Consider the following 24,289-nt stretch of genomic DNA (forward strand, 5'->3'; position numbering starts at 1 on the left):
TATAAACCACGAATTGCACAAATTAATTAGTGCCAATTTGTACAATTTGTGGTCATTGTAATTGTTCTTTAATCCACTTTAGCATTTCGTTTAACACAACAGGAGAGAATGTTTGTTCAATTTTTGCATACTCATCTGGAGAACCTGTTTTTGATTCTTGAAATAAATGATTCAGGTTGGGGAATTCTTTGGTGGTTATTTTTTTATTTCCTGCTTTTGCTAAAGCTTGTTTGACGGCTGCTAGGTTTTCCTTAGGAGGGACTTGCGTATCTTTTTCGCCATTAAGTGCTAACACCGGACATTTTACTTTTTCTAATGCAGTGGCAGGGTTTAGTTTTAGAAAATATAACATCCAAGGGGAGACCAGTTGATTAAGTTTTTCATCGATATATTGTTCTTTGTTCATTCGGTTTGGAATTTTGGCAGAAGCATCATTGTCGATTATTTTGCTTAATTCAGCTCTCAAATCTGATTTTAATTTTTCGGTGTCGGTCGAATGTATAATTATATCAAAAAGGCTTTTGTTGTAAGCTAGTGCTTTTTTTATGTCAGCATCCACAATGCCGGAAACTTGGGCTATTTTTTCCTGTTGTAGCAGCAATAATTCATTCCCCGGAATTCCGGTTCCTGCTAACAACACGATAAATTTTACATCTTTTGATTGGGAAGCAACCATAGGAGCGATGATGCCACCTTCACTATGGCCTATTAAACCTATTTTTTTAGGATTGATCTCTTTTCTGGTTTTTAAATAAGCTAAAGCACTTTCTACATCTGTTGCAAAATCAGCTGTGGTAGCAGCTTTAAAATCACCTTTAGATTGTCCAAAGCCTCTGTCATCATATCTCAAAACAGCAATTCCATTGCGCGTTAAATAATCGGAAATTACTAAAAAAGGTTTGTGCCCCAGTAATTCTTCATCTCTGTTTTGTGGGCCACTTCCTGAAATTAAAATCACAGCAGGAAACACGCCATCTTTTTTAGGTAATGTTAAAGTTCCTGCTAAGGAACTATTCGCTTTTGAATTCTCAAACCGAACCTCTTCTTCATAATAAGGATAAGGTTTTGTAGGTTCTTGAGGTCTTTTTACAATCGCTTTTGGGCTTAAATTCAAAGGGAATTCTTGACCATTTTGTTTAAAAACACCAACAATTTCACTTCCTTTTAATTCGCCGTTGTATTCAATACGGGCATTGTTAATTTCGAATTTAATTTTAGGACTTTCAAAAGTAGTTTTTGTTACCGGAATTCCATTGGCTCCTTGGTCAGGACTATCCATAGTAGTTGTATAACCATTAGCGGTTTTGCTAACATGAAAAACAAGACTTAATTGGGCTCCTGGCACTTTAAGCACACCGTTCCACTGTCCTACAATTTCTTGAGCGTTTGTCGAAAAACCAAATAGTATGGCAAATAAAAGGAATGTATAATTTTTCATGTTGGCTATTTTATAAATGATCAATCTTAGTTGTTGTTGCTTTTAGCAAAATTGTTTTAACCACTCTCTTGCTTCCTCATCATTAGTAAAGGATTTCATGGGGATAGGAGGTTGTTTTAATTTGAATAAAAGATTCATAATTAATTTAGAAAGTCCAGGTTTAGCAACCATAGCCATGGCTTTATAAACAGCAGCTAATTGTTCTGATGAAAATTTTCTAGTGGCTTTGTCAGGTACTGGGGAGTCGCACAAATAAATTAATAGAGGAACAGTTTTGTTATTGGTTATTTGTTTGACTAAGGCTATGTTTTGGCTAATGTTAGCAATGGTTCGTTTTGGACTTTTTGAATAGGAATATAAGATTCCGTCTTGGTCAAGCCAATAATCGGCAATTTCGCCTTTGATAATTTCATTTGGGTCTTTAGGTAAAAGCATACTTGTAGGAGTTGAGTTGTGTTTTACATCCTAATCAAATATATAAATAAATCTTACAAATAGTAAGATGTTTTTTAGATTTCAACTTCCTAATACAATGTTAAATACTAATTATCTACTCCTAATTTAAAAGGTTTCATTCTTTATAGCCGTTTTTATGGCTTACTTTTGCAAAAAAACAAACAAGAGGATTTTATAGAATATGACTAAGGCAAAACACTTTCAACTCATTTTAATACTAGGTTCCATGACGGCACTTGGTCCTTTTTCAATAGATATGTATTTGCCTGGTTTCTCCGGAATAGCCGCCGACCTGAATACCACTGTAGCTAAAGTTTCTATGAGTTTATCTAGTTATTTTATTGGAATTTCGGCAGGACAGTTGCTTTATGGACCATTATTAGACCGTTTTGGACGAAAAAAACCGTTGTTTGTTGGGTTGCTAGTTTATATTCTAGCTTCCTTAGGTTGTGTTTTTGTCAATGATATCCATACTTTTATTGGTCTCCGATTTGTACAAGCCGTAGGAAGTTGCGCCGCTACGGTAGCTTCGCTAGCAATGGTGCGCGATTTGTTTCAGGTTAAAGAAACGCCAAATGTTTTGTCTAAACTGATGCTAGTAGTAGGGCTTTCGCCTATGTTAGCACCCACAGCAGGTGGTTATGTAACCACTTATTACAGCTGGCACATGGTGTTTTTAATCTTGACTGCTATGGGAGCTTTGGTACTTTTGGCTTCTCAACTGGGTTTGCCTGTTACGCACAAACCCGATACTTCCATTTCGTTGAAACCCAAACCAATCCTTAGCAATTTTATTTCCATTTTAAAAGTACCGCAATTTCACACCTATGCTTTTACGGGTGCCATAGCTTTCTCTGGTTTGTTTACTTATGTGGCAGCATCGCCTATATTGTTTATGAATATCTTAAAAGTTGATGCCGAAGTTTACGGATGGATTTTTGCCTTAATGTCAGTAAGTTTTATTGGTTCTAGCCAATTGAATTCCGTTTTATTGAAACGCTTTAGCAGTGAGCAACTTATTTTTACCGCATTAATTTCGCAATCTATTATTAGTTTTATTTTCTTGATTTTAGCAATTAATAATCTGTTAGGATTGTATGAAACGATTGGAATGCTTTTCTTGTTTCTGGCTTGTTTGGGAATTTCAAATCCCAATACGGCGGGATTATCGCTTGCTCCTTTTTCTAAAAACACAGGAAGCGCCTCGGCCTTAATGGGTGCCACACAATTAGGACTTGGAGCACTGGCTTCTTTTGGTGTAGGGCTTTTTGTAAAAGATTCTATTGCGCCTATGGTGATGATTATGACTTCAACTACTCTTATTGCATTGTTTATTTTGCTAATTGGCAAACGTAGGATTAAAAAGACGGTTGTTAACAGCGGTGATGATGCTGTAACGATGGTTCATTGATTTATTCTTGGCTTGGTTTTTATTAAAGTGTTGGTTTGTTTTTAAATTATTGTATCGGGTTCTTTTTTTAGGGTTTGTATTTGTACCGGCACTATTAGTTTTTGGTATTTCTATAAAAAAAGTTGCAATAGCCTGACAGCTAGATGCAACTTTCTCAAGGGTTTTTCCAACTTTTCAGTTGTTTTCTGCAATTTACTCAAAGGTTTCTGCAAAATGCTCAAGAGCTTCTGCAACTTTTTTGGTGTTCTATGCAATTTATTCAAAGGCTTTTGTAAAATGCTCAAAGGCTTCTGCAATTTTTTTGGTGTTCTCTGCAATTTACTCAAAGGCTTTTGTAAAATGCTCAAAGGTTTCTGCAATTTTTTTGGTGTTCTTTGCAATTTACTCAAAGGCTTCTGCAAAATGCTCAAAGGCTTCTGCAACTTTTTTGGTAGTCTTTGTAAAAATTAAATAGTTGTTTGTAGCTTAATTGGCATATTTTACAAATTGTAATTTGCTCACTGCTTTGTATTGCGGGCTTGATGTACCGTATACCGACTTGATATAGGTTTTGATGTTGGTAGCGGTGTCAACCAGTCCTACGCTGTCTTTATACAAGAGGTTGTTTCGGGCTATGCGGGCATTGTTTAGTGGCACTTCGGCATTGATTACGGCTGCATTTTTGGCTTTTAAATTATTGTAGAGTGTGGTTAGGGCGGTAATTTTTAATTCGGCCTCGTTAGGGGTGTACTGCGGAATGGATGCCAGTAGTTTTATGAGTTTGTCAAAGTTGTCTAAGCGGTTGTCATAACTAAGCTGAGAGGTCGATATTTCGACTATTTCTACGCCAGCATCGGCTGCGATTTTCTTTTCTTCTTCTGTTTTTTTGGGTGTGGCACGTCGGCCTTGTAGTTTGCGTACTATGGTTTTGGCGGCATCGTTTACCTCTGCTGTAGTGTCGGATGCTTTTAGGGCGTTGCTCAATCGGGTTACGAGCTTGTCTAAGGGGCTAAAGGCAGTTACTCTTGCCGCTACTGCGTTTTTGTAAGCAGGAGTGAGGCTGTTGATAGCGCTAAGACTGTTTTTAGCTGCGGTTGCCTGTGCCTGAATGGCTGCGGTTTTTAGGGCTGCTTTGCTAGGGTTGTAAGCTGTGCCATAAGCAATGCAGTGGGTAATGAGCTTGTCAAAGTTGGCTGCATTGCGGTTGTGTCCTTGTTCGGTGGTACTTGCCATAATTTAAGTTTTAAAGGTTGATAATGGGTTATATTAGTTACCGAAAAGTAGTACATTTTATTGAATAGTCAAAAAAATCTTTCAAAAATTTATTCTTTTTTGTAAGTTTTATACTGGTGTAAAAAAATTGCCGCTTTGTTAGATGGTTATTACTAGAAAACTCCGCTGTTTGCGGAGTTTTTTTGTTTTCTATCATGTAGTACACGAAAGGATTCTTGACAATCTAAGTAATGTTTAAAAAAGGTAAACACCTAATATTATGTATCCAAGTTGGAATCATGTCTTTTAAATAATTTGTATATAAAAATTTTGTTTAACTATTTTTTCTTTACGGGCACAAGCGGGACGCTTGCGCTAGCCTGGGGATGCTTGCTCTAGCTTGGGTTTTTTATTTCACGTTCATTGTCATTGTTAAATTGTCAAAATATTTGTTGTCTTGCTTGAAAAAGTTTTGCATTATTCCAGTTTCTTTAAATCCCATTTTTCGATATAAATTTAGTCCTAATTCATTTTCAGTATAAACTTGTAGCCAAATTAATTCTAAAATTGAATTTTGTTTTGCCCATTCAATTGCCATTTTTAATAATCCAGTTCCAAGTCCAGAATTTCTCCATTCTTTTAACAAGCCCATTCCAATAACAGCTGTATGTTCCATAATTTTTCTTCGATTTCCAGTTAAGTCAATATTTCCAATTATTTCATTGTCATATTCTGCCACTAGAAGTAAAGAATTATCATTTGTCAAGAAAGAATTTATCCATTCCTTTTCTTGTTCAATTGTCAGTTTGATTTCTTGTTCAAGTTTTGGAATGTAATCACTTTGAGGAACATAAGTTTTTATACATTTAAGTAATTTTTCGGCATCGTTAATTTCAGCTTGTCTAATTGTAACAAGTTTAAGATTTTTTAGTTCTAATATTTGAGGTTTAAATTTCATTATATGTTGTAGGTTAAAATCTCTAGGCTAGCGCAAGCGTCCCGCTTGTGCCTACAATCTAAGTAATGTTTAAAAAGGTAAACGCCTATTTATTATTTATCCAAGTTGGAATCATGTCTTTTAAATAATTTAGATATGAAATTTTGTTTAACTATTTTTTCTTTGCGGGCACAAGCGGGACGCTTGCGCTAGCCTGGGACGAGACAGGGGGAATAAGTAGTTTTTTCATAGGTAGAGGTTTGCTGGTTATTAAACTATTTTTTCTCTAATTTAAATAACTCTAATTTGTTATTTAAATCATCACCTCTCAAATCAGTTGCGATAATTTTTCCATTTGGATCAATTAAATAAGAGGTAGGATAAGAATTGATTTGATAACCTTTGTTGATTGTTTTTGGATGTTTTTCATCAATAGTTGGCCAAGTTACATTTTGATCAATAATGAATTTATTAATGTCAATTTTTCCTCTTACATCGGCAATTCCTATAATTTCAATATCTTTATGACTGAATTTATCATAAACCTCTTTTATTTTTGGGAACTCTTTTATACAAGGAGGACATGAAGTACTCCAAAAATCAAGAAAAACATATTTTCCTCTGTATTTTTTTAAAGATATTTCTATGTTGTTAAGGGCATTTACACCGCTAATATTAGGTGCAATCATACCAACCTGGTTGGCTGTGGGAGTTGTTTTATTGTCCTGTTCATTTGGACTTATGGTTAATTTTATTTTGCTTAAGTTTTGTGTTAATGGATTATATTGGATATAATTATCATCTATTTTTAAGTATTGATTAGCTGTAATTTTGTGTTTTTTGTCAAGTCTGTCAAAATAAGGTTGGTCTTTTACAAGGAAAATTGATTGATCTCTATTGAAAGATTCAGAAATGATTAAGTAGGAATCATTTCCTAATTGTACTTTTCCATATCTAAATTGAGGAAATTTAAACATTAAAGCTAAATCTTTATCTGAACGACTTTTTTCAACAGTAATTAGTTGTTTGTCTTTTTTTATTGATGTTCCATCAAAATATTCTATGTCAACTGCTAAGGCATGTTCAGTGATATCGTCTTGTTTGTTTAATTTAGATACTAATACCTTGGGTTCTTCATCTGAAAAGTCATCGTTATTATTGGTGTCAACTATATATACGATAGAATTGTTTGGAGTATAGCCAGCCATAACAGAAATAGTGTTTTTTACTTTTTTATCTGTTAGAAAAATAGTATCCTTTAGATTCTTCTTATTATTGAGTGCTTTTTGCATAAAGTAATCTTTACTATAAATACCTTGCTTATAATTTTGGTAATAAAATTGAAAGTCATTCAAAATGAAAAGATATTCTTTGATATTGCTCAAAGAATCGGGTATGTTTTTCATTTTAGGATATGCTTTAAGTTCTTCGGAATTAATCATATCTCTGGAAGCAATGCCAAAACTTGAGATTCCGTTTGGACCTACACCTTGCACAGTTTTATCCAGAACTACAGTCAAAGAGGTGCTTGGTTGGTCAATTTGTATGTTTTTTTTAATGAAATCTGTATTGTTTTTTATCTCCTGTGAATAATTATGAGTAGGTATTAAATTAAGAAGGAAGAATAAGGTTGCTTTTTTCATTTCAAAATATTTGATTTTATTTCAAATATATTAAAATTATTCTTACTTAATACTTAGTAAGAATAAAAAATCCTACAAATAAATTGTTCTTGAAACTTTATTCCACCATAATCCCATGTTTGTAAAGCAATCCTTTTAATCCTTCCAAAGCAAAAATGGCTTTTTTGAGTTTGGTTGTAGTGGGGTCGATGGTGTAGTTGTAGCTGCTTCTAAAGTCGACTTTGTTGGCTACGGCTTTTTCAAATTCGGCGCGGTACAAATCGCAGTTATAGAATTGTGCGGCTGTTAAATCAGCGGCCATAAAGTCTACGGCAATCAGGCTGGAATTATTGAAACTAATACCTTTTAGTTTCAGGGCGTAGAATTTAGAGAAATCTAAGGCGCAATTGTTAAAGTGGATCTCGAAGATGAGTTTGTCACTCATGGCAAAATTAACGTCCTTGATTTGGCAATCATTAAAATAGACGGTTCTAAAAGCGGTGTGGTTGATTTTGGCGTTGTTAAAAACGCAATGGTTGAATTGGCAATCAATAAAAGTAATGCCTATAAAATTGCATGCAGAAAAATTGCAATTGCTAAAGGTGCAGGATTCAAATTCTTTTAGGTTGAGGGTTTCCAGACCGTAGTGGATGTTGTGGTAATGTTGGTCAAAGAAATACTCGGTCATTTTTTTGTTGTTTAAACCCGACAGTGTTTTAAAGTTGTCGGGTTTGGATATTGTATTTAATCAAGATTTTTTGATATATGAATTTATTATTTTCTTTTTTGCTTGATCAAAAAAGAAACAAAAAAAATCAAGTCTTGCACTTTCTCGTCGGTCAAATAAGTTTTTGAATGCTAAAAGAAAAGAACTCGCTAACGCTCAAACAGCTTTTCTTTTTACGCATTCTTCAAACATTTGACACTCGACTGCGAAAGCTAAGGACGGTTAAGTCTGAGAAAAAAATGAAAGCTAGATTGCGTTCTTATTTCTAAAATCTGCCTTCTGTTTTCTGAACACTGCTTTCTGAAATCTAAATTCTAAAATCAGCAATCTGAGAACTATTCCTCTTCTTTCTGTCCCATCATCATTAGATAGGCTTTCAGGAATTCGTCTATTTCGCCGTTCATTACGCCATCTACGTTGCTGGTTTCATAACCTGTGCGGACGTCTTTGACTAATTTATAAGGTTGCATTACGTAATTTCGGATTTGCGAACCCCATTCGATTTTCATTTTCCCTGCTTCAATATCGGCACGTTGTGCTTGTTTCTTTTTTAATTCGATTTCGTACAACTGCGAACGTAACATCTGCATGGCACGCTGTCTGTTGTCTTGTTGCGAACGAGTTTCAGAACATTGAATTTGGATTCCTGTTGGTTTGTGATACAGCTGTACTTTAGTTTCTACCTTATTTACGTTCTGTCCTCCGGCACCACTGGAGCGCGAAGTAGTAATTTCGATATCGGCAGGGTTAATGTCAATTTCGATACTGTCATCTACTAACGGATACACATAAACGGAAGCAAAGGAAGTATGTCTCTTAGCATTACTGTCAAAAGGAGAAATACGCACCAAACGATGTACTCCGTTTTCGCCTTTGAGGTAACCAAAAGAATAATCACCTTCAAATTCTAAAGTAACAGTTTTAATCCCCGCCACATCGCCTTCCTGATAGTTCAGCTCTTTGATTTTGAAACCGTATTTTTCGCCCCACATCATGTACATACGCATGAGCATCGAAGCCCAATCGCAACTTTCGGTTCCACCGGCTCCGGCTGTAATTTGCAAAACAGCGCTTAGGGTGTCTCCTTCATCCGAAAGCATGTTTTTAAATTCGATGCCTTCAATATGATTTTGAGTCAGTTGGTATTGTTCGTCAAGCTCTTCTGCTGTGAGTTCGCCTTCTTTGTAAAACTCATAAGCGAGTTGTAATTCTTCGGTTAAAGCCACTGCTTTATCGTAGTCTTCAATCCACTTTTTTTTGTTTCGAAGGTTCTTTACAATAAGTTCGGCTTCTTTAGCGTTGTTCCAAAAATCTGGAGCAAAGGTTTTCTCTTCTTCGTTAGAAATTTCGATAAGTTTGGCATCAACGTCAAAGATACCTCCTCAACGCACCAAGGCGTTCTACAATACCTTTAATTTGTTCGGTAGTTGTCATAAATTATGTAATTTTGTTGCGCAAAAATAGTAAAAAAAATCACGTAGGGACTACGGCTTATGTTTCTCTATAAAAAATATAAAAATGCAAATAAATTTAGTTAGTGATACGGTGACGAAACCGTCCTACGAAATGCTACAATATATGTTTAATGCTGATGTGGGGGACGATGTTTACAAGCAAGACCCAAGCGTTAATGAACTTGAAGACAGAGTGGCTGCTATCTTTGGGATGGAAGCTGGTTTGTTTTTCCCTACGGGTACAATGGCTAATCAAACCGCAGTAAAATTGCATACCCAACCCGGGGAACAATTAATAGCCGATAAACATTCGCATATTTTTCATTTTGAAGGTGGTGGTGTTTCTTTTAATAGTGGCGTTTCTTGCTGCTTACTGGAAGGAAACCGCGGGATGATTACGGCGGAGCAAGTAGCAGGAGCAATAAACGATCCTGCTTTTTTTCACAGTCCGTTAACCAGTTTAGTATGTCTGGAAAACACTACTAATGTAGGTGGAGGTGCTTGTTATGAAATGGAGGAATTGCAAAAAATAAAAGCAGTGTGCGATGCTAATAATTTAAAATTGCATTTGGACGGCGCCCGAATTTGGAATGCTCTAGTGGCTAAAAGACAGAATCCAAAAGATTTCGGGAAACTGTTTGATACGATTTCGGTTTGTTTTTCTAAAGGATTAGGTGCGCCAGTAGGTTCGGTTTTATTGGGAGATAAAAAGACCATTCAGCGTGCAGTGCGAATCAGAAAAGTATTGGGTGGAGCTATGCGTCAATCAGGTTATTTAGCGGCTGGCGCTATTTATGCTTTAGAAAATAACATTAAATTATTGACCGAAGACCACAGAAGGGCTAAGGAATTAGCGAATGCTTTGAAGAAGAAAAGCTGGGTAGCCAGCATTGAACCCGTAGAAACCAATATTTTGGTCTTTACCTTAGTTCCCGAATTTAAAAATGAGATTTTTATTGAGAAATTAAAACAGAAAAATATCTCTATCAGTGCCATTGGAAGTCAAAAGTTACGCATGGTGACACACTTGGATTATCGTGAGGTTATGCACACTTATGTGATTGAAACCTTGGCAAAGATGTAAGGATGAGTTATAACAAAAAAAGCATGAATTTTAATTCATGCTTTTTTTGTTATTCTATAATTACAGTGTTTATATTGTAGCTTGTTATGTTTGTTGTTGCTGGAATAAATTCTGAGGTATTAGAAAGTAGGTTGTATTTTAAAATCCCCAATTGGTTATTTTTAGATACTAAATTAATATATTGATTGTTTATTTTGTCTATAAAACCTTTTCCTTTGTAATTAACTGCCTTGTAATTTTCATTTAGCAACAAATCGAGATAAGTATTAGTTGTAGTGTTGATACTTACTGGATTAAATGTAAATGTTGATGTGTTTACTTTTAAACCATAAGCAATAGAATTGGAATACATTACAGTACTAATTAGTGGGATTTTTGTACCATTTAATGGTATTGCAGTAGCTGTGTTTTCGTCAGGATTAATTTCAAAAACAGTATCGGTATAACTTGTGCAATAAAGTTTAGACCCGTTACTAAATGTAGAATAAATATTTTTTTGTGAAAAAGAAATTCCAGAGTATTGTACTTCGTAAGAGGATGGATTTATAGTAACAAAATAATTTATATTATCAGTTTCATTATACGGATTAGATGCTATTATTCCATATAACATACTTTTTGATTCGTTCCACTCTAAAACAAACATCAGAGGTTCAAAACCAGTTATTTCATCTGGATAAGAAAGGGTTTTTGAAGTAGTAGTTTTAGAACTTTTATCAAAAATATAAAGTTTATCTAGTGGAGACTTATGTTCTATTAAGAATATACTATTGGTATTAGAACAAATAGTATTTAGGTTTATAGGCGTAGCAGTTAGTCCGTTAAACTTAGCAGATAAAGTAATCTTTCCTGAATTGTTGCCAATAGAATTAATTTCACCATTATCATTTACGGTAGTGTAGCTAAAATCATCAGTAATAGTTTCTGTATCAGTTAGGCTAGAACTATCGTTGCTACATGAAAAAAAGAAGCATATAGCAACAATAGTTAAGCCTAAAAAAGGTCTAGTGATTTTCATAAAACTATTTAAACAAATTATCCATTCCTGGAATCATTGGCATATCCATTTTTGCTACAGCATCTAGTTCTGCCTCATTTACTTTAGTAGCTTTTTCAATAGCTTTGTTAAGTACTAAAATCATATAATCTTCTAGTTGTTCTTTGTCTTCTAATAATTCATCAGCAATAGTGATGGATTTTATTTTTCTGTTAGCAGTAATGGTAACTTTCAATAAACCATCTGTACTTTGCTCATCAACAAGAACAGTATCCAAACGTTTTTTTGTTTCCTCAATTTTATTTTGGGTTTCTTTTAATTTACCCATCATTCCCATTAAATCCATTTTTACTTTTTTTAAAAATTAGTCCACGAAATTACTATTTTTACGGCTAATACAATGTTAAAATTGATGAAATATAGGTTCGTTTTAGCAATTGTTTCGCCTATTTTTGTCCGAGCTATTTTAAAAAATATCAAGAATTACTAAATGATAGAAAAATTACAACCGCCTGTTGCTAAAATTATACCTACCGAATTAGAAAAGTTTGGAGATCTTAGAATCGATAATTATTTTTGGTTAAAAGACCGAGAAAATCCGGAGGTTATTGATTATCTGAACAAAGAAAATGAATATTATCAGCAGATGACAGCTCACACGAAGGATTTTCAGGGCGTGTTGTTTGAGGAAATGAAAGCCAGAATTAAAGAGCAAGATGAGTCGGTTCCGTATTTATACAATGGCTATTACTACATTACCCGATTTGAAACTGCTAAAAATTACCCTATTTATTCTCGAAAAAAAGGAAGTCTGTCTGCTCCGGAAGAAATTCTTTTTGACTGTAATGTGTTGGCTGAAGGGCAAGCCTATTTTAAACTAGGAGGAATGAGTATTAGTCCAGACAATAAGCTGGCTATTTTTAGTACAGATGTTATTGGAAGAAGGATTTATACTATTCAGGTTAAGAATTTAGAAACGAATGAAATTCTAGAAGATAAAATAGAAAAAGTAACGGGTTCGGCAGTTTGGGCTAATGATAATAAAACTATTTTTTATTCAAGCCAAGACGAAGTGACTCTGCGTTCGGATAAGATTTTTAAGCATCAATTAGGAACAACTCAAGAAGAAGATATCTTGGTTTATTTTGAAAAAGACGATACGTTTAGTGTTGATATTTCTAAATCAAAATCCAGAAAATATTTAGCAATAGAGTCGGGAAGTACCTTAACTACTGAGTATCGTATTTTGAATGCTGATAATCCTGATGGGAAATTTAAGATTTTTCAAAAGCGAAAAAGAGGCGTAGAATACAGTATCAATCATTATCAGGATAGTTTTTATATCTTAACAAATAAAGACGATGCCGAGAATTTTAAACTGATGAAAACCCATGAAGATACTACTTCAGTAGAAAATTGGGTTGAAATTATAGCACATCGTGAAGATGTTTTATTAGAAGATATTGAGATTTTTTCTAACTATTTAGTCCTTGAAGAACGTACAGGAGGTTTGAATAAAATCCGAATTATGTCCTGGGATGGAAACGAAGAGTATTACTTGCCTTTTGGTAGCGAAACCTATACCGCTTATACTTCTACAAACGTTGATTTTGAAACCGAAATTTTGCGGTATAGTTATCAATCGATGGCTACACCTTCTTCGATTATTGATTTCAATATGCGTACTAAAGAAAAAGAAATCAAGAAAGAACAAGAGGTTTTAGGAGGTGCATTTGATAAAAATAATTACAAAGAAGAGCGTGTTTGGGCTACTGCTAAGGACGGAACTAAAGTGCCAATTTCGATGGTGTGTCGCAAAGAAGTAGAGAAAAACGGAAAGAATCCACTACTGTTATACGCTTATGGTTCTTACGGGCATTCTATGGATGCATATTTTTCTTCAACACGTTTGTCATTATTAGACCGAGGTTTTATTTATGCCATTGCGCATATTCGCGGAGGAGAAGATTTAGGAAGACAATGGTATGAAGACGGTAAATTGCTTCATAAGAAAAACACTTTTACTGATTTTATTGATTGTTCTAAATATTTGATTGAGCGAAAATATACATCCCCAGAACATTTATACGCCGAAGGAGGTTCTGCCGGCGGATTGTTAATGGGCGTGATTATTAATGAAGCTCCGGAATTGTATAATGGGGTTATTGCTCAAGTTCCTTTTGTTGATGTTATGACTACGATGTTAGACGATAGCATCCCATTAACGACAGGGGAATATGACGAATGGGGAAATCCAAATGTTAAAAAATATTATCAGTATATGAGATCCTATTCTCCGTATGATAATATAAAAAGTCAAAAATACCCCAATATGTATGTTTCAACTGGTTTGCATGATTCGCAAGTGCAGTATTGGGAACCAGCTAAATGGGTGGCTAAGCTAAGAGTAAATAAAAAAGAGGGTACTGTTTTGTATTTGGATACTAACATGGACGCAGGGCATGGCGGCGCTTCTGGGAGGTTTGAAGCGCTAAAAGAATTAGCAAAAGAATTTAGTTTTTTACTAGATTTAGAAAAAATTGAAAAGTAATTAGTTTTTTTTTGTTAAATTTGCTGCGTATCCAGGTTAAATAAAATTAATCTTGATTAACTATTTTTTTATGAAAGAAGAAATAAATGCTTATAATAATGTTTTAGAACTGATAGGAAATACACCTCTTATCAAGATAAACAAAGTCACCGAAAATTTAGAAGGTAATTTCTATGCTAAGGTAGAAGCTTTTAATCCGGGACATTCCTCAAAAGATAGGATTGCTTTATACATTATTGAAGAAGCAGAAAAAAAAGGTATATTATCTCCTGGCGATACTATAATTGAAACTACTTCAGGTAATACTGGTTTTAGTTTAGCTATGGTAAGTATTATTAAAGGATATAATTGCATATTAGCAGTAAGCTCTAAATCCTCTAAAGATAAAATCGATATGCTTCGTAGTTTAGGAGCTAAGGTTTATGTGTGTCCAGCACATGTTTCTGCTGATGATGAGCGTTCTTACTATAGTGTTGCTAAAAGATTGCACGAAGAAACAAAAGGTTCTGTTTATATTAATCAGTATTTTAATCAACTAAATATTGATGCACATTATAACACAACAGGGCCGGAAATTTGGAAGCAAACCAATGGTAAAATTACGCACTTAATAGCTTGTAGTGGTACAGGAGGAACAATCTCTGGAACAGCAAAATTCTTAAAAGAGCAAAATCCAAATATCAAAGTTTTAGGTGTTGATGCTTTTGGTTCAGTATTGAAAAAGTACCACGAAACTAGAGAATTTGATTCTGAAGAAATTTATCCTTATCGTATAGAAGGTTTGGGTAAAAACTTAATTCCATCTGCTACCGATTTTGACGTTATTGACAAATTCATGAAAGTAACCGATGAAGAAAGTGCACATTCTGCCAGAGAAATTACTAGAAAAGAAGGTTTGTTTGTTGGGTATACCTCTGGAGCAGTTTTACAAGCGATTAAACAATATGCTGAAGAAGGTGAATTTGATAAAAATAGTAACGTAATTGCTATTTTTCCTGATCACGGTTCCCGTTACATGAGTAAAGTATTCAGCGATGACTGGATGAATGAACAAGGATTCTTCGACAGTATAAACGAAGAAGAAGTACAAAAAATTGAAATGATAAAATAGGTTTTCTATTTTCTATTATATAAAAACTCTAGAGCAATCTAGAGTTTTTTTTTGCACATAAGTTTTACTATTAAGAGATTAAGAAAAATAAAAAGTAAGATTTTATTAAACTAACTTCTTGTAGTTTTTTAAATTTTACATGAAAATCAGGTTTTATAAAAGTCGATTGGGAATAAAACAATAAATTTGAAATGCTCTATTCAAAATGGTTAGAATTATCAATATGCTAATGACCTTAAACGTAAATACATTTTCTAAGTTTCTTTTTTGTCTAATTTTATTTTTTTGTACTACTGTTTTTGGACAAGTAAAAACAGATACTGTTTCATTATCAGAATTGACAGTAATGAATGTTCCTATACGGAATTCAATTCAGTATTCAGCAGCAGCTATTTCTATTATTACCGAGAAAGAAATCAATCAAACTGATGGTGTAATCCTGACTCCTGTTCTTAATAAAGTTCCAGGAGTTTTTATGCAGCAAGGAGCTTTGAATACCAATAGGATTACTATTCGCGGGATAGGAGCGAGAACACAATATGGTACAGCGAAGATTAAAGCTTATTTTGAAGGAATTCCTCTTTCTAATGCCGAAGGAGAAACTGCATTAGAAGATATTGATTTAGAGGTTTTAGGCGGAGTTGAAATTATAAAAGGACCTAATTCAAGCAGTTTTGGCGCAGGATTAGGAGGTGTCATCAGTTTGAGGGCAAAACAATTAGATTCAGGGATTTCTTTTGCAAAAACAGGCACTACTTTTGGAAGTTTTGGTTTAACAAAACAAATTGTATCTGCAGGATATAGTGATTCGCAAAGTGGTATTTTTGCAAATTACAGCAATTTACAACAAGACGGTTTTCGTGATAATAGTGATTATAACCGGCAATCTGTAAATCTATTTGGAAAACAAAAAATATCTGAAAAATCTACACTTTCATTTTTTGGAATTGCCACCCGTTTAAAAGCGTATATCCCGAGTTCGATAAGTGAAACTGCTTTTAATACCAAACCTGAGTCGGCTGCGTCCACCTGGCTGGCTGCCCGAGGATTTGAATCTTATGATAAATTGCTGGCAGGAGTTGGATTTGAACATCAGTTTTCAAAAAACTGGTCGGCTGACGTTAGTCTTTTTTCTAATTTTAAAAATGCTTATGAACCTCGTCCTTTTGATATATTGAAAGAAAAAACAAAAATGCTCGGCTTTAGAGCTAAAATAAATTATGAAGCTTCTTTATTTTCTTTGCCTAACACCATAAGTCTGGGGACAGAATGGATGACCGAAAATTATGCTTTCTCCCTTTTTAGAAACTTATATCAGTCTTATCCAGGACAAGGCAGTATTAGGGGAGATCAATTTAGTGAGATGGAACAAAAAAGAAGATATTGGAATGGATTTATCCAAATGGAAACGAAACTTTCTAATAAGTTGAATTTAGAATCCGGTTTGGCTTTTAATACCACAAATTACAGTCAGCAAGATATTTTTTTAAGTGGTAAAAATCCGGAAGAGCAATACACTTTTGGCTCAGTTTGGTCTCCCAGATTGGCACTTTCATATACAGTAGGTGAAGCTAAGAATGTTTATGTTTCCTTTAGTAAAGGTTTCTCAGTTCCTTTTGTGGCCGAAACATTAACTCCCGAAGGCCGACTTAATACAGATTTACAATCCGAAAAAGGGGGTAATTATGAAGTGGGTTTTAAAGCAAATTTCTTAGAGAAAAAGTTTTATACAGAATTGGTTTTTTATTCTACTCAGATTACTAATTTATTGGTAGCACGCCGTATTGCCGAAGATCAGTATGTGGGTATTAATGCAGGGGAAAGTTCGCATAAAGGATTGGAATTTTTACTGAATTATAAATTTCAACCCCATTCAAGTATTCAATTGAATCCTTATTTTTCGGCAACTATTAACCGTTTTGAGTTTAAAGATTTTGTAGATAATGATAGTGATTATTCGGGTAATTTATTGCCGGCCGTGCCTGATACACAATTTAATTTCGGATTTGATTTTGTTAGTGACAGAGGATTCAGTTTTAATGCTTCTTATCGATTAACAGGCAAGATGTATCTTGATGATGCCAATTTGAAAGAAACTACGGGATATGAACTTTTAGATATTAAAGCTGGATATACTTTTTTTATTCTTAAAAACGTAAAAATGGAACTCAATCTGGGGATTCAAAATGCTCTGAATGAAAAATATGCAGCCAGTATTTTACCAAATGCAGTAGGTTTTGGTATAGCTCCAGCCCGTTATTATTATCCCGGAAATCCGGTTAATTATTATGGTGGTTTTAATGTAGTATATGTGTTTTGACCAATTTACCGCGCTATTTTATTTTTGTATTCTTTAGGTGTATTTTTGGTGTTTTTTTTGAATAGCTTATTGAAGTTGGACACCGTTTTATAACCGCATTCGTATGCAATTTCCGAAACACTCATATCGGTTTCAATTAGGAGTTTGCAGGCATTGGAAATGCGTATTTCGTTGAGGTATTCAATAAAATTCTTTTTGGTTTTAGATTTGAACATTCTGCAAAAGGAAGTTGGTGTCAGGCTGGCAATTTGAGCGACTTCATCTAATGAGATTTCTTTTTTGTAATTTTCTTTTACATATTGATAAACCTCACTAAGACGGTCTTTTTTAAAAGAATCATTAGCAGGAAAATAGCTTTCGGGATTTATAAATTCAATATCAGTAGATTCAGATAGAACAGATAGAATTTCAAAAAGTCCAATGATGACTTCAAAATCTTTTTTAAGTACTAATTGTTCTAACTTCTGAGCAATCAATTGGTTTGTTTTTCCTGTAATTGATAAACCTTTTTTAGCTTTTTCAAATAGGGAATTAATTTTTTTAGCTTCTTTTAGCTCATAAAAAGCAGGTCCAAAAATATCTTTGTTGAAATAAACCACAATAGATCTCGCTTTTAATTTGTTGAGATTATGGTAATATATTTCGTCATTTAGCCAAACATGTGGAATGTCTGAACCCAGAAAAACCATATCTCCCGATTCAAAACTATCAACCGAATTGCCTATTATTCGTTTGCCAAAACTTTCTTTTACATATACTAATTCTAGTTCAGGATGGGAATGAAAAGGTGCCTGAAAAAAAGCTTCCTCTCTTGAGAGTACTGAAATGGCGTTATTGAGATAAGATGATATTTTTGTTTTTTCAAGTTTCATAAGGGCTCAAAGATAAATAATAATTAGATAAGGATAAAATAGAGTTACTATATAATGATGTTGCATAGTATCTTTATTTTTTTGTATTGTGACAAAATATTAAATTCTAATGAATTGATAGTTAGTGTTTTGTTGTGTTTTTTGTGAAGAATGATTGAATTATTTCTTAGTAAAAAAAATAAAAATTAAGACTATTTTATCTTTTAAAATGAAGTAATTGTTTGAAAATTATCTTTTTTATGACAAGATATTATTTGAAATAGGCTTCATTAGAAAGATAAAATAGAAATTATAACAACTTGGGCTAAATAGTTGAGGGGGTAAAGTTTTGATTCATAAATAATTATTCTATAATCAGAGGAAGAATTGATACGAATAATCTAGTGCTGTTTTTAATAAAGTAAAAAATATAAATTCTGCTAAATATAATGGAAATAAAAAGATTAGTAGTTAAAATGCATCCTAACGATAATGTTTTGGTGGCATTAACAGATTTAACAAAAGGAGAAAGTGTGGTTTTTGAAGAACAAACATATGTTCTTCAGGATACCATTAAGGCCAAACATAAATTCTATACCTCAGATTTAAGTACAGGAGATGAAGTGATCATGTATGGGGTTTTAGTAGGGAAAGTTCAGAATGATGTAGCTCAGGGGAGTTTGATGACAACGGCTAATCTTAAGCACGCTGCGGAACCTTATGGATACCGTCATGTAGATTTTAGTTGGCAAGCACCAGATGTTTCTAAATACAAAGAAAGAACCTTTAAAGGTTATAAAAGGAGTGATGGCAGAGTAGGTACTGCTAATTATTGGCTTTTTGTGCCTACGGTATTTTGTGAAAACCGAAATCTTAATGTTATAAAGGAAGCATTACACAACGAATTAGGATATTCTGTTGGTGATAAGTATACGCAGTTTACCCATCAGTTATTGAAAGCCTACCAAGATGGAGAGGATTTAAATTCGGCTTCAATACAATTGAATCCAAGTCCTAAAACGAATCGTGTATTTCAAAATGTTGATGGTATTAAATTTTTGAATCATCAAGGAGGTTGTGGAGGAACACGTCAGGACTCAGATACACTAAGTGCTTTATTAGCTTCTTACGCCAATCATCCTAATGTGGCAGGAATTACTGTTTTGAGTTTGGGATGTCAGCATTTACAAGTTCAAAATTTTATGGACGATGTTAAAAGACAAAATCCATCTTTTGATAAACCGATGTATGTTTTCGAACAGCAATCCGCTCAAAGTGAGGAACAATTAGTGGCTGATGCTATCAAAAAGACTTTTGAAGGGTTAATTGAAATCAATAAAAATGAAAGAACAGATGCTCCATTAAGCGAATTATGCATTGGTGTGAAATGTGGGGGAAGTGATGGATTTAGTGGTGTTTCGGCTAATCCAGCAGTAGGATATACGTCTGATTTGTTGATAGGTTTAGGCGGAAAAGTTTTATTAGCTGAATTTCCTGAATTATGCGGTGTTGAGCAAAATTTGATTGATCGTTGTACAACTGAAGCTTCTGCAAAAAAATTCATCGACTTGATGCAGTCTTACGATGCTTTGGCTCACCAAGTGGGGTCTGGGTTTCATATGAATCCATCGCCAGGAAATATTAAAGACGGATTAATTACAGATGCCATTAAGAGTGCTGGTGCGGCTAAAAAAGGAGGGACAGCACCAGTGATAGATGTACTCGATTATACTGAAATAGCTACTCAATCAGGATTAAATCTTGTGTGTACTCCTGGTAATGATGTTGAAGCTACGACTGGGCAAGCAGCTTCAGGAGCTACATTAATTTTGTTTACCACAGGTTTAGGAACACCTACTGGAAACCCAGTTTGCCCCGTAATTAAGGTAGCGACTAATTCTGTGTTGGCCCAAAAAATGAGTGATATTATTGATATTGATTGTGGTCCCGTTATTAGTGGAGAAAAAACTATTGAAGAAATGGGAGAAGCTATTTTGGAATATTGTATCAAAGCAGCGAGTGGCGAAATTACTCCTAAAGCAGTATTACTAAATCAAGATGATTTTATTCCATGGAAACGTGGCGTATCTTTATAAAAAAAGCAGTGATTTGTAATAATTAAAGTTACTATTTGTTTGATAAAAAGTGGAGATAAATTTATTTTAATAATCAATATTTACATTTTAAAAAAACAAAGAAAAATTAATTATTATCTTGCATTGAATTTATTCTATCATTAAAAATATATTATCTAAAAAATAAAATTTATGTTCTCATTAAAAGACAAAAAGGCAATCATTACAGGAGGAGGAAGCGGAATTGGAAAAGCTATTTCTGTTTTATTTGCTAAACAAGGAGCTGAGGTTCATATCATAGAATTAACTGCCGAAAGCGCGCAATCTACAGTGGATGAAATTACTGCTGCAGGTGGTAAAGTATTTGCTCATGCTTGTAATGTGGCTAAACACGCTGATGTAGTAGCTACTTTTGAAAAAATTGGCAACATTCATGTTTTAGTCAATAATGCTGGAATTGCACATGTAGGTAAGGTGGATACGACTCCAGAAGCTGATTTTGACCGAATTATGGATGTGAATGTAAAAGGAGTTTACAATTGTTTGTTTGCTGCTATCCCTCAATTTCGCAAGTCGGGTGGAGGTGCTATTGTAAATTTAGCTTCTATTGCTTCATGGGTAGGAATTCCAGATCGTTTTGCTTATTCTACGGCTAAAGGTGCGGTTATGTCTATGACTTTATCAGTGGCTAAAGATTATATCAACGAGGGGATTCGTTGTAATTCTATTTCGCCAGCGCGTGTGCATACACCATTTGTAGATGGATTTATTGCTAAAAATTATCCAGGAAATGAGGCTGAAATTTTTGATAAATTATCAAAATCGCAACCTATTGGAAGAATGGGAAAACCAGAAGAAATTGCTACTTTAGCCTTGTTTTTAGCAAGTGACGAAGCAGGATTTATCACTGGATCAGATTATCCAATTGACGGAGGTTTTATCAAATTAAATAATTAAAAAAGAGTTGCTAGGATTCTAAGATTCTAAGTTTTTAAAAAAAGCTCAGTACCTTAGCAACTCAGTAACTAATAAACTTAACAAAAAAAATAAAGAAATGAAATTAATACGTTTTGGAGCCGAAGGCAACGAGAAACCAGGAATTGTAGTTGGAGAAAAAAGATACGATGTTTCTTCCATTGTAACTGATTATAACGAATCATTTTTTGAAAATAATGGTTTAGAAAAATTAAAAGGAGCAATAGAAAGCGGAACTTCTTTTCCAGAAGTAGCTGCTGATGTTCGTTTGGGTTCTCCTGTTGCAAGACCTTCAAAAATTATTTGTATTGGTTTAAATTATGTAGACCACTGCCACGAAACTGGTGCTCCAATTCCAACAGAGCCTATCATCTTTTTTAAATCAACTACTTCTTTGTGTGGACCTAATGATAATGTAATTATCCCTAAAGGAAGTGAAAAAACAGATTGGGAAGTAGAATTGGCTTTTGTAATAGGTAAAAAAGCAAGTTATGTAGAAGAAGCGGAAGCTTTAGATTATGTAGCTGGATATGCTTTGTTAAATGATTATAGCGAAAGAGCATTCCAAATTGAAATGGGTGGACAATGGGCTAAAGGAAAAGGTTGTGATACTTTTGCGCCTCTAGGACCCGTTTTAGCTACTCAGGATGAAATTGCTGATGTGAATAATTTATCGATGTGGTTGACTGTAAATGGTAAAAAATTCCAAAACAGCAACACTTCTAATCTAGTGTTTAAAATTCCATTTTTAGTACACTATTTAAGCCAGTTTATGACATTGCTTCCTGGCGATATTATTAGTACAGGAACGCCTCCAGGTGTAGGTTTAGGAATTAAACCAGATCCAATTTATGTAAAAGCAGGAGATGTTATCGAATTAGGTATTGAAGGTTTAGGATCTAGTAAACAACTTGCTGTAGCTTATTCTAAATAAGGAATAGGTACCAAATAAATTTTTAAAAGGAGCATTGGATTAAAGATTCAATGCTCTTTTTTTATTTAATAAAGATTGGTCTTTGCTTTTCTATCTTTAGTTTGTTTTTTAACCAAGCAAAAAAGAAAATAATACTATCTTTAAGCAAGATTTTAAAATAGAATAGCATTATGATTTCGATTACAGCCATTATAAAAAGTAAGAAAGAAACACTTGAAACAGTTCAAGAAATGGTTCACAGTCTGGTTGCGAATACTAGAAAAGAAGCCGCCTGTATTCGTTATGACTTGCATTGTACCGAGAACGTTTTTATCATTTGGGAAGAATGGACAGACCAAGCCGGATTGGACATTCACAACAGTCAACCGTATTTAATTGATTTTATTGCTAAAAGCGAAACCTTATTGGCTGCTCCTGTTCAGGTGTATAAAACTACGCAGGTTTTGTAGTTGTATTGAAAAGAAATTAATTTAACGTTTGGCTAGTAGGCGTAGGTTGGGATTAAAAATGCAATTTTTTTCCGTTAAACACAAATCTGGCAAGTACAAAACTAACTTTCCATAAGCACCAAAACCCAACTTGCGCTTAATAGCGGTTAGACCACGTTTTTTTTTATTTCTCTTTCGTATTCTGTGTCAAAACCAAGATAGCTTATATCACTTAGTTTTACAATTTCCGTATCACTCCATTTTGAATCTTCGTCAATCAAATGTAATTCAACAGCTTCGTCTGTTGCCCATAATATTTTGCCAACAAAAAATGAATCTTCATCGTCGTAGGCAAATATTGCAACGATTTCGGAAATTAAGCTTTTCAATGAGCTTTCTAAATCTATAAAATTGTTTAAATCAATATTAGCGATTAGTTTTTCTGAATTGTCATTTTTCAATTCTGCGTAATCTTCTTCTTCCCAAGTTCTATATTTTTCAACGTCGCTATTTTTCACAATAGTAAAGCCGTCAAACTCTCCATTTTCTTCATCAAAGTTTAAGAGCATAACTATTTCAGAGTTTGCCACTAAACATTTTCCGGTGTAAACATCGTCTACATTTGGAGCAAGGTCGATATCAATTATTAATTGTTGTTCTGCTAGTTCTTCCATTTGCAGTTTAGTGTTTAAAATGTGGTATAACGTCCTGTGGCTTTGCGACTGTTGCGGAAATTGGAACTAAGTTTCTGTAGCTAGCGCAAGCGTCCCGCTTGTGCCCACAATCTAATTAATGTTTAAAATGGTAAACACTTAATATTATTTATCCAAGTTGGAATCATGTCTTTTAAATAATTTGTATATGAAAATTTTGTTTAACTATTTTTTCTTTAGGGCACAAGCGGGACGCTTGCGCTAGCCTGGGGCGGTTTGAGACTAAATTAGCGTTAATTTTCGGACAAGCCAAAACTTCCAAATACAAACCCAATTTTCCATTAAGCCCAATTGCCCAAAAACGTTGTAGTAGCTGTTGGCAGTAGTTTTATTTTTCCGTTTCATAGAGGAATCTTTTCCATTTTTGTTCTTCTAAAATATATGAATATTGATAACCACAGTCATAAATTCTTACTTTGCCCTTAAATTCTGTAGTGTCAACGTAAAATAAACCAAACTCTTCATTATTATCTAAAAGTGATATTGAATAGTTTGATATTGGACAACAACAATAGCCTGTTTTTTCTGCATTTTCAAAAATGCTTTTGAAATCTCTTATTTTTTCTTCAGAAACCTTAAATATTTTCTTCGGGTTCGATTCTGTGCTCGTTATTTGTTTCTCAACAGTTGAATCATAAAGTTTAATAATTATTTGATCACTTTCTGCTACAAGTTCATTAAACGGTAAGCTATTTAAATTTTCATATTTTCTATGATTACAACTCGATGTAATGATTAATGCAAGAAATAATTGTATAATTTTTTTCATAGAAGTACTTTCAGGAGTATTTGTTCAAAATTACTATCAAAGTTCTGGTACTATACAGCATTTGAGCCTAAATTAAGCCCATTATTCGGATTTGCCAAATCATCCCAAATACAAAACCATCTTTCCATTAAGCCAAATCCCCAGCTTGCTTGTAGCGTGTGTTGGATGAGGTTTTTAAATTTCTTTTTGGTTTAATCGGTTTTCATTTTCATTTCGTCGGATTAGCTTTTCAAGCTTCAACTATT

21 protein-coding genes are annotated in these 24,289 nt (G+C 33.9%); 9 read left to right on the plus strand and 12 right to left on the minus strand.

Annotated elements, in window-relative coordinates; all coding sequences use genetic code 11:
• Positions 1-52: 52 nt before the first annotated feature.
• Both AC4FRF_RS07065 and AC4FRF_RS07070 read right to left on the minus strand, forming a co-directional pair.
• The gene (locus tag AC4FRF_RS07065) at positions 53-1,438 is read right to left on the minus strand and encodes an alpha/beta hydrolase family protein (protein ID WP_491158786.1); all 1,386 of its coding nucleotides are present in this window, start codon (positions 1,436-1,438) and stop codon (positions 53-55) included.
• Between the two features lie 42 nt (positions 1,439-1,480).
• Positions 1,481-1,873, minus strand: coding sequence for a SpoIIAA family protein (locus AC4FRF_RS07070; protein WP_491158787.1), 393 nt, complete (start codon positions 1,871-1,873; stop codon positions 1,481-1,483).
• A gap of 202 nt (positions 1,874-2,075) precedes the next feature.
• On the opposite strand from AC4FRF_RS07070, the gene AC4FRF_RS07075 reads away from it, so the two are divergent.
• Complete coding sequence (locus tag AC4FRF_RS07075) at positions 2,076-3,305, plus strand: multidrug effflux MFS transporter (protein WP_491158788.1); 1,230 nt, start codon at positions 2,076-2,078, stop codon at positions 3,303-3,305.
• Between the two features lie 465 nt (positions 3,306-3,770).
• Here AC4FRF_RS07075 and AC4FRF_RS07080 read toward each other — a convergent pair whose 3' ends face one another.
• The 5 genes from AC4FRF_RS07080 to prfB form a co-directional block, all read right to left on the minus strand.
• Complete coding sequence (locus AC4FRF_RS07080; protein WP_491158789.1) at positions 3,771-4,517, minus strand: hypothetical protein; 747 nt, start codon at positions 4,515-4,517, stop codon at positions 3,771-3,773.
• Between the two features lie 388 nt (positions 4,518-4,905).
• A complete protein-coding gene (locus AC4FRF_RS07085) occupies positions 4,906-5,454 on the minus strand; it encodes a GNAT family N-acetyltransferase (protein ID WP_491158790.1) in 549 nt (182 codons plus the stop codon).
• A 254-nt stretch (positions 5,455-5,708) separates the two neighbouring features.
• The gene (locus AC4FRF_RS07090; RefSeq protein ID WP_491158791.1) at positions 5,709-7,076 is read right to left on the minus strand and encodes a TlpA family protein disulfide reductase; all 1,368 of its coding nucleotides are present in this window, start codon (positions 7,074-7,076) and stop codon (positions 5,709-5,711) included.
• Positions 7,077-7,173: 97 nt separating this feature from the next.
• Positions 7,174-7,743, minus strand: coding sequence for a pentapeptide repeat-containing protein (locus AC4FRF_RS07095; RefSeq protein WP_491158792.1), 570 nt, complete (start codon positions 7,741-7,743; stop codon positions 7,174-7,176).
• Between the two features lie 374 nt (positions 7,744-8,117).
• Positions 8,118-9,216, minus strand: a protein-coding gene (prfB, locus tag AC4FRF_RS07100; protein ID WP_491158793.1) for a peptide chain release factor 2 whose coding sequence is annotated in 2 segments (ribosomal slippage) — positions 8,118-9,152 and positions 9,154-9,216 — 1,098 coding nt in all. Because the reading frame shifts where the segments join, the coding sequence is not laid out codon by codon here.
• 84 nt (positions 9,217-9,300) lie between these two features.
• On the opposite strand from prfB, the gene AC4FRF_RS07105 reads away from it, so the two are divergent.
• Positions 9,301-10,320, plus strand: a complete 1,020-nt coding sequence (locus AC4FRF_RS07105) for a threonine aldolase family protein (RefSeq protein WP_491158794.1) — start codon at positions 9,301-9,303, stop codon at positions 10,318-10,320.
• A 49-nt stretch (positions 10,321-10,369) separates the two neighbouring features.
• Here AC4FRF_RS07105 and AC4FRF_RS07110 read toward each other — a convergent pair whose 3' ends face one another.
• Together AC4FRF_RS07110 and AC4FRF_RS07115 are read right to left on the minus strand one after the other, a co-directional pair.
• The gene (locus AC4FRF_RS07110; protein WP_491158795.1) at positions 10,370-11,338 is read right to left on the minus strand and encodes a hypothetical protein; all 969 of its coding nucleotides are present in this window, start codon (positions 11,336-11,338) and stop codon (positions 10,370-10,372) included.
• Positions 11,339-11,342: 4 nt separating this feature from the next.
• Positions 11,343-11,663: a YbaB/EbfC family nucleoid-associated protein gene (locus AC4FRF_RS07115; RefSeq protein WP_491158796.1), complete on the minus strand. Its 321-nt coding sequence runs from the start codon at positions 11,661-11,663 to the stop codon at positions 11,343-11,345.
• A 144-nt stretch (positions 11,664-11,807) separates the two neighbouring features.
• Here AC4FRF_RS07115 and AC4FRF_RS07120 point away from each other — a divergent pair, with 144 nt between their 5' ends.
• The 3 genes from AC4FRF_RS07120 to AC4FRF_RS07130 all read left to right on the plus strand — a co-directional run bounded on the left by AC4FRF_RS07120 (position 11,808) and on the right by AC4FRF_RS07130 (position 17,299).
• Positions 11,808-13,868, plus strand: a complete 2,061-nt coding sequence (locus AC4FRF_RS07120; RefSeq protein WP_491158797.1) for a S9 family peptidase — start codon at positions 11,808-11,810, stop codon at positions 13,866-13,868.
• Between the two features lie 70 nt (positions 13,869-13,938).
• Entirely contained in the window at positions 13,939-14,979 is a 1,041-nt protein-coding gene (gene capA, locus AC4FRF_RS07125; protein ID WP_491158798.1) for a cysteate synthase, read from the plus strand.
• A gap of 205 nt (positions 14,980-15,184) precedes the next feature.
• Positions 15,185-17,299: a TonB-dependent receptor family protein gene (locus AC4FRF_RS07130; RefSeq protein ID WP_491158799.1), complete on the plus strand. Its 2,115-nt coding sequence runs from the start codon at positions 15,185-15,187 to the stop codon at positions 17,297-17,299.
• A gap of 5 nt (positions 17,300-17,304) precedes the next feature.
• Here the strand turns inward: AC4FRF_RS07130 and AC4FRF_RS07135 are convergent, their stop codons facing one another.
• Positions 17,305-18,171, minus strand: coding sequence for an AraC family transcriptional regulator (locus AC4FRF_RS07135; protein ID WP_491158800.1), 867 nt, complete (start codon positions 18,169-18,171; stop codon positions 17,305-17,307).
• Positions 18,172-18,605: 434 nt separating this feature from the next.
• On the opposite strand from AC4FRF_RS07135, the gene AC4FRF_RS07140 reads away from it, so the two are divergent.
• From AC4FRF_RS07140 to AC4FRF_RS07155, 4 genes are all read left to right on the plus strand, one after another.
• Complete coding sequence (locus tag AC4FRF_RS07140) at positions 18,606-20,246, plus strand: UxaA family hydrolase (protein ID WP_491158855.1); 1,641 nt, start codon at positions 18,606-18,608, stop codon at positions 20,244-20,246.
• A 171-nt stretch (positions 20,247-20,417) separates the two neighbouring features.
• Complete coding sequence (locus AC4FRF_RS07145) at positions 20,418-21,182, plus strand: SDR family NAD(P)-dependent oxidoreductase (protein ID WP_491158801.1); 765 nt, start codon at positions 20,418-20,420, stop codon at positions 21,180-21,182.
• A gap of 97 nt (positions 21,183-21,279) precedes the next feature.
• Positions 21,280-22,134 carry a fumarylacetoacetate hydrolase family protein gene (locus tag AC4FRF_RS07150; RefSeq protein WP_491158802.1) on the plus strand — a complete coding sequence of 285 codons (855 nt, stop codon included), beginning with the start codon at positions 21,280-21,282 and terminating at the stop codon, positions 22,132-22,134.
• Between the two features lie 170 nt (positions 22,135-22,304).
• Positions 22,305-22,583 carry a putative quinol monooxygenase gene (locus AC4FRF_RS07155; RefSeq protein WP_491158803.1) on the plus strand — a complete coding sequence of 93 codons (279 nt, stop codon included), beginning with the start codon at positions 22,305-22,307 and terminating at the stop codon, positions 22,581-22,583.
• A 146-nt stretch (positions 22,584-22,729) separates the two neighbouring features.
• Here the strand turns inward: AC4FRF_RS07155 and AC4FRF_RS07160 are convergent, their stop codons facing one another.
• On the minus strand, positions 22,730-23,236 hold the full coding sequence (locus AC4FRF_RS07160) for a hypothetical protein (protein ID WP_491158804.1): 507 nt from the start codon (positions 23,234-23,236) through the stop codon (positions 22,730-22,732).
• Between the two features lie 367 nt (positions 23,237-23,603).
• Entirely contained in the window at positions 23,604-24,044 is a 441-nt protein-coding gene (locus AC4FRF_RS07165; RefSeq protein WP_491158805.1) for a hypothetical protein, read from the minus strand.
• Positions 24,045-24,289: the final 245 nt, after the last annotated feature.

The organism is Flavobacterium sp. ST-158 (assembly GCF_058309975.1).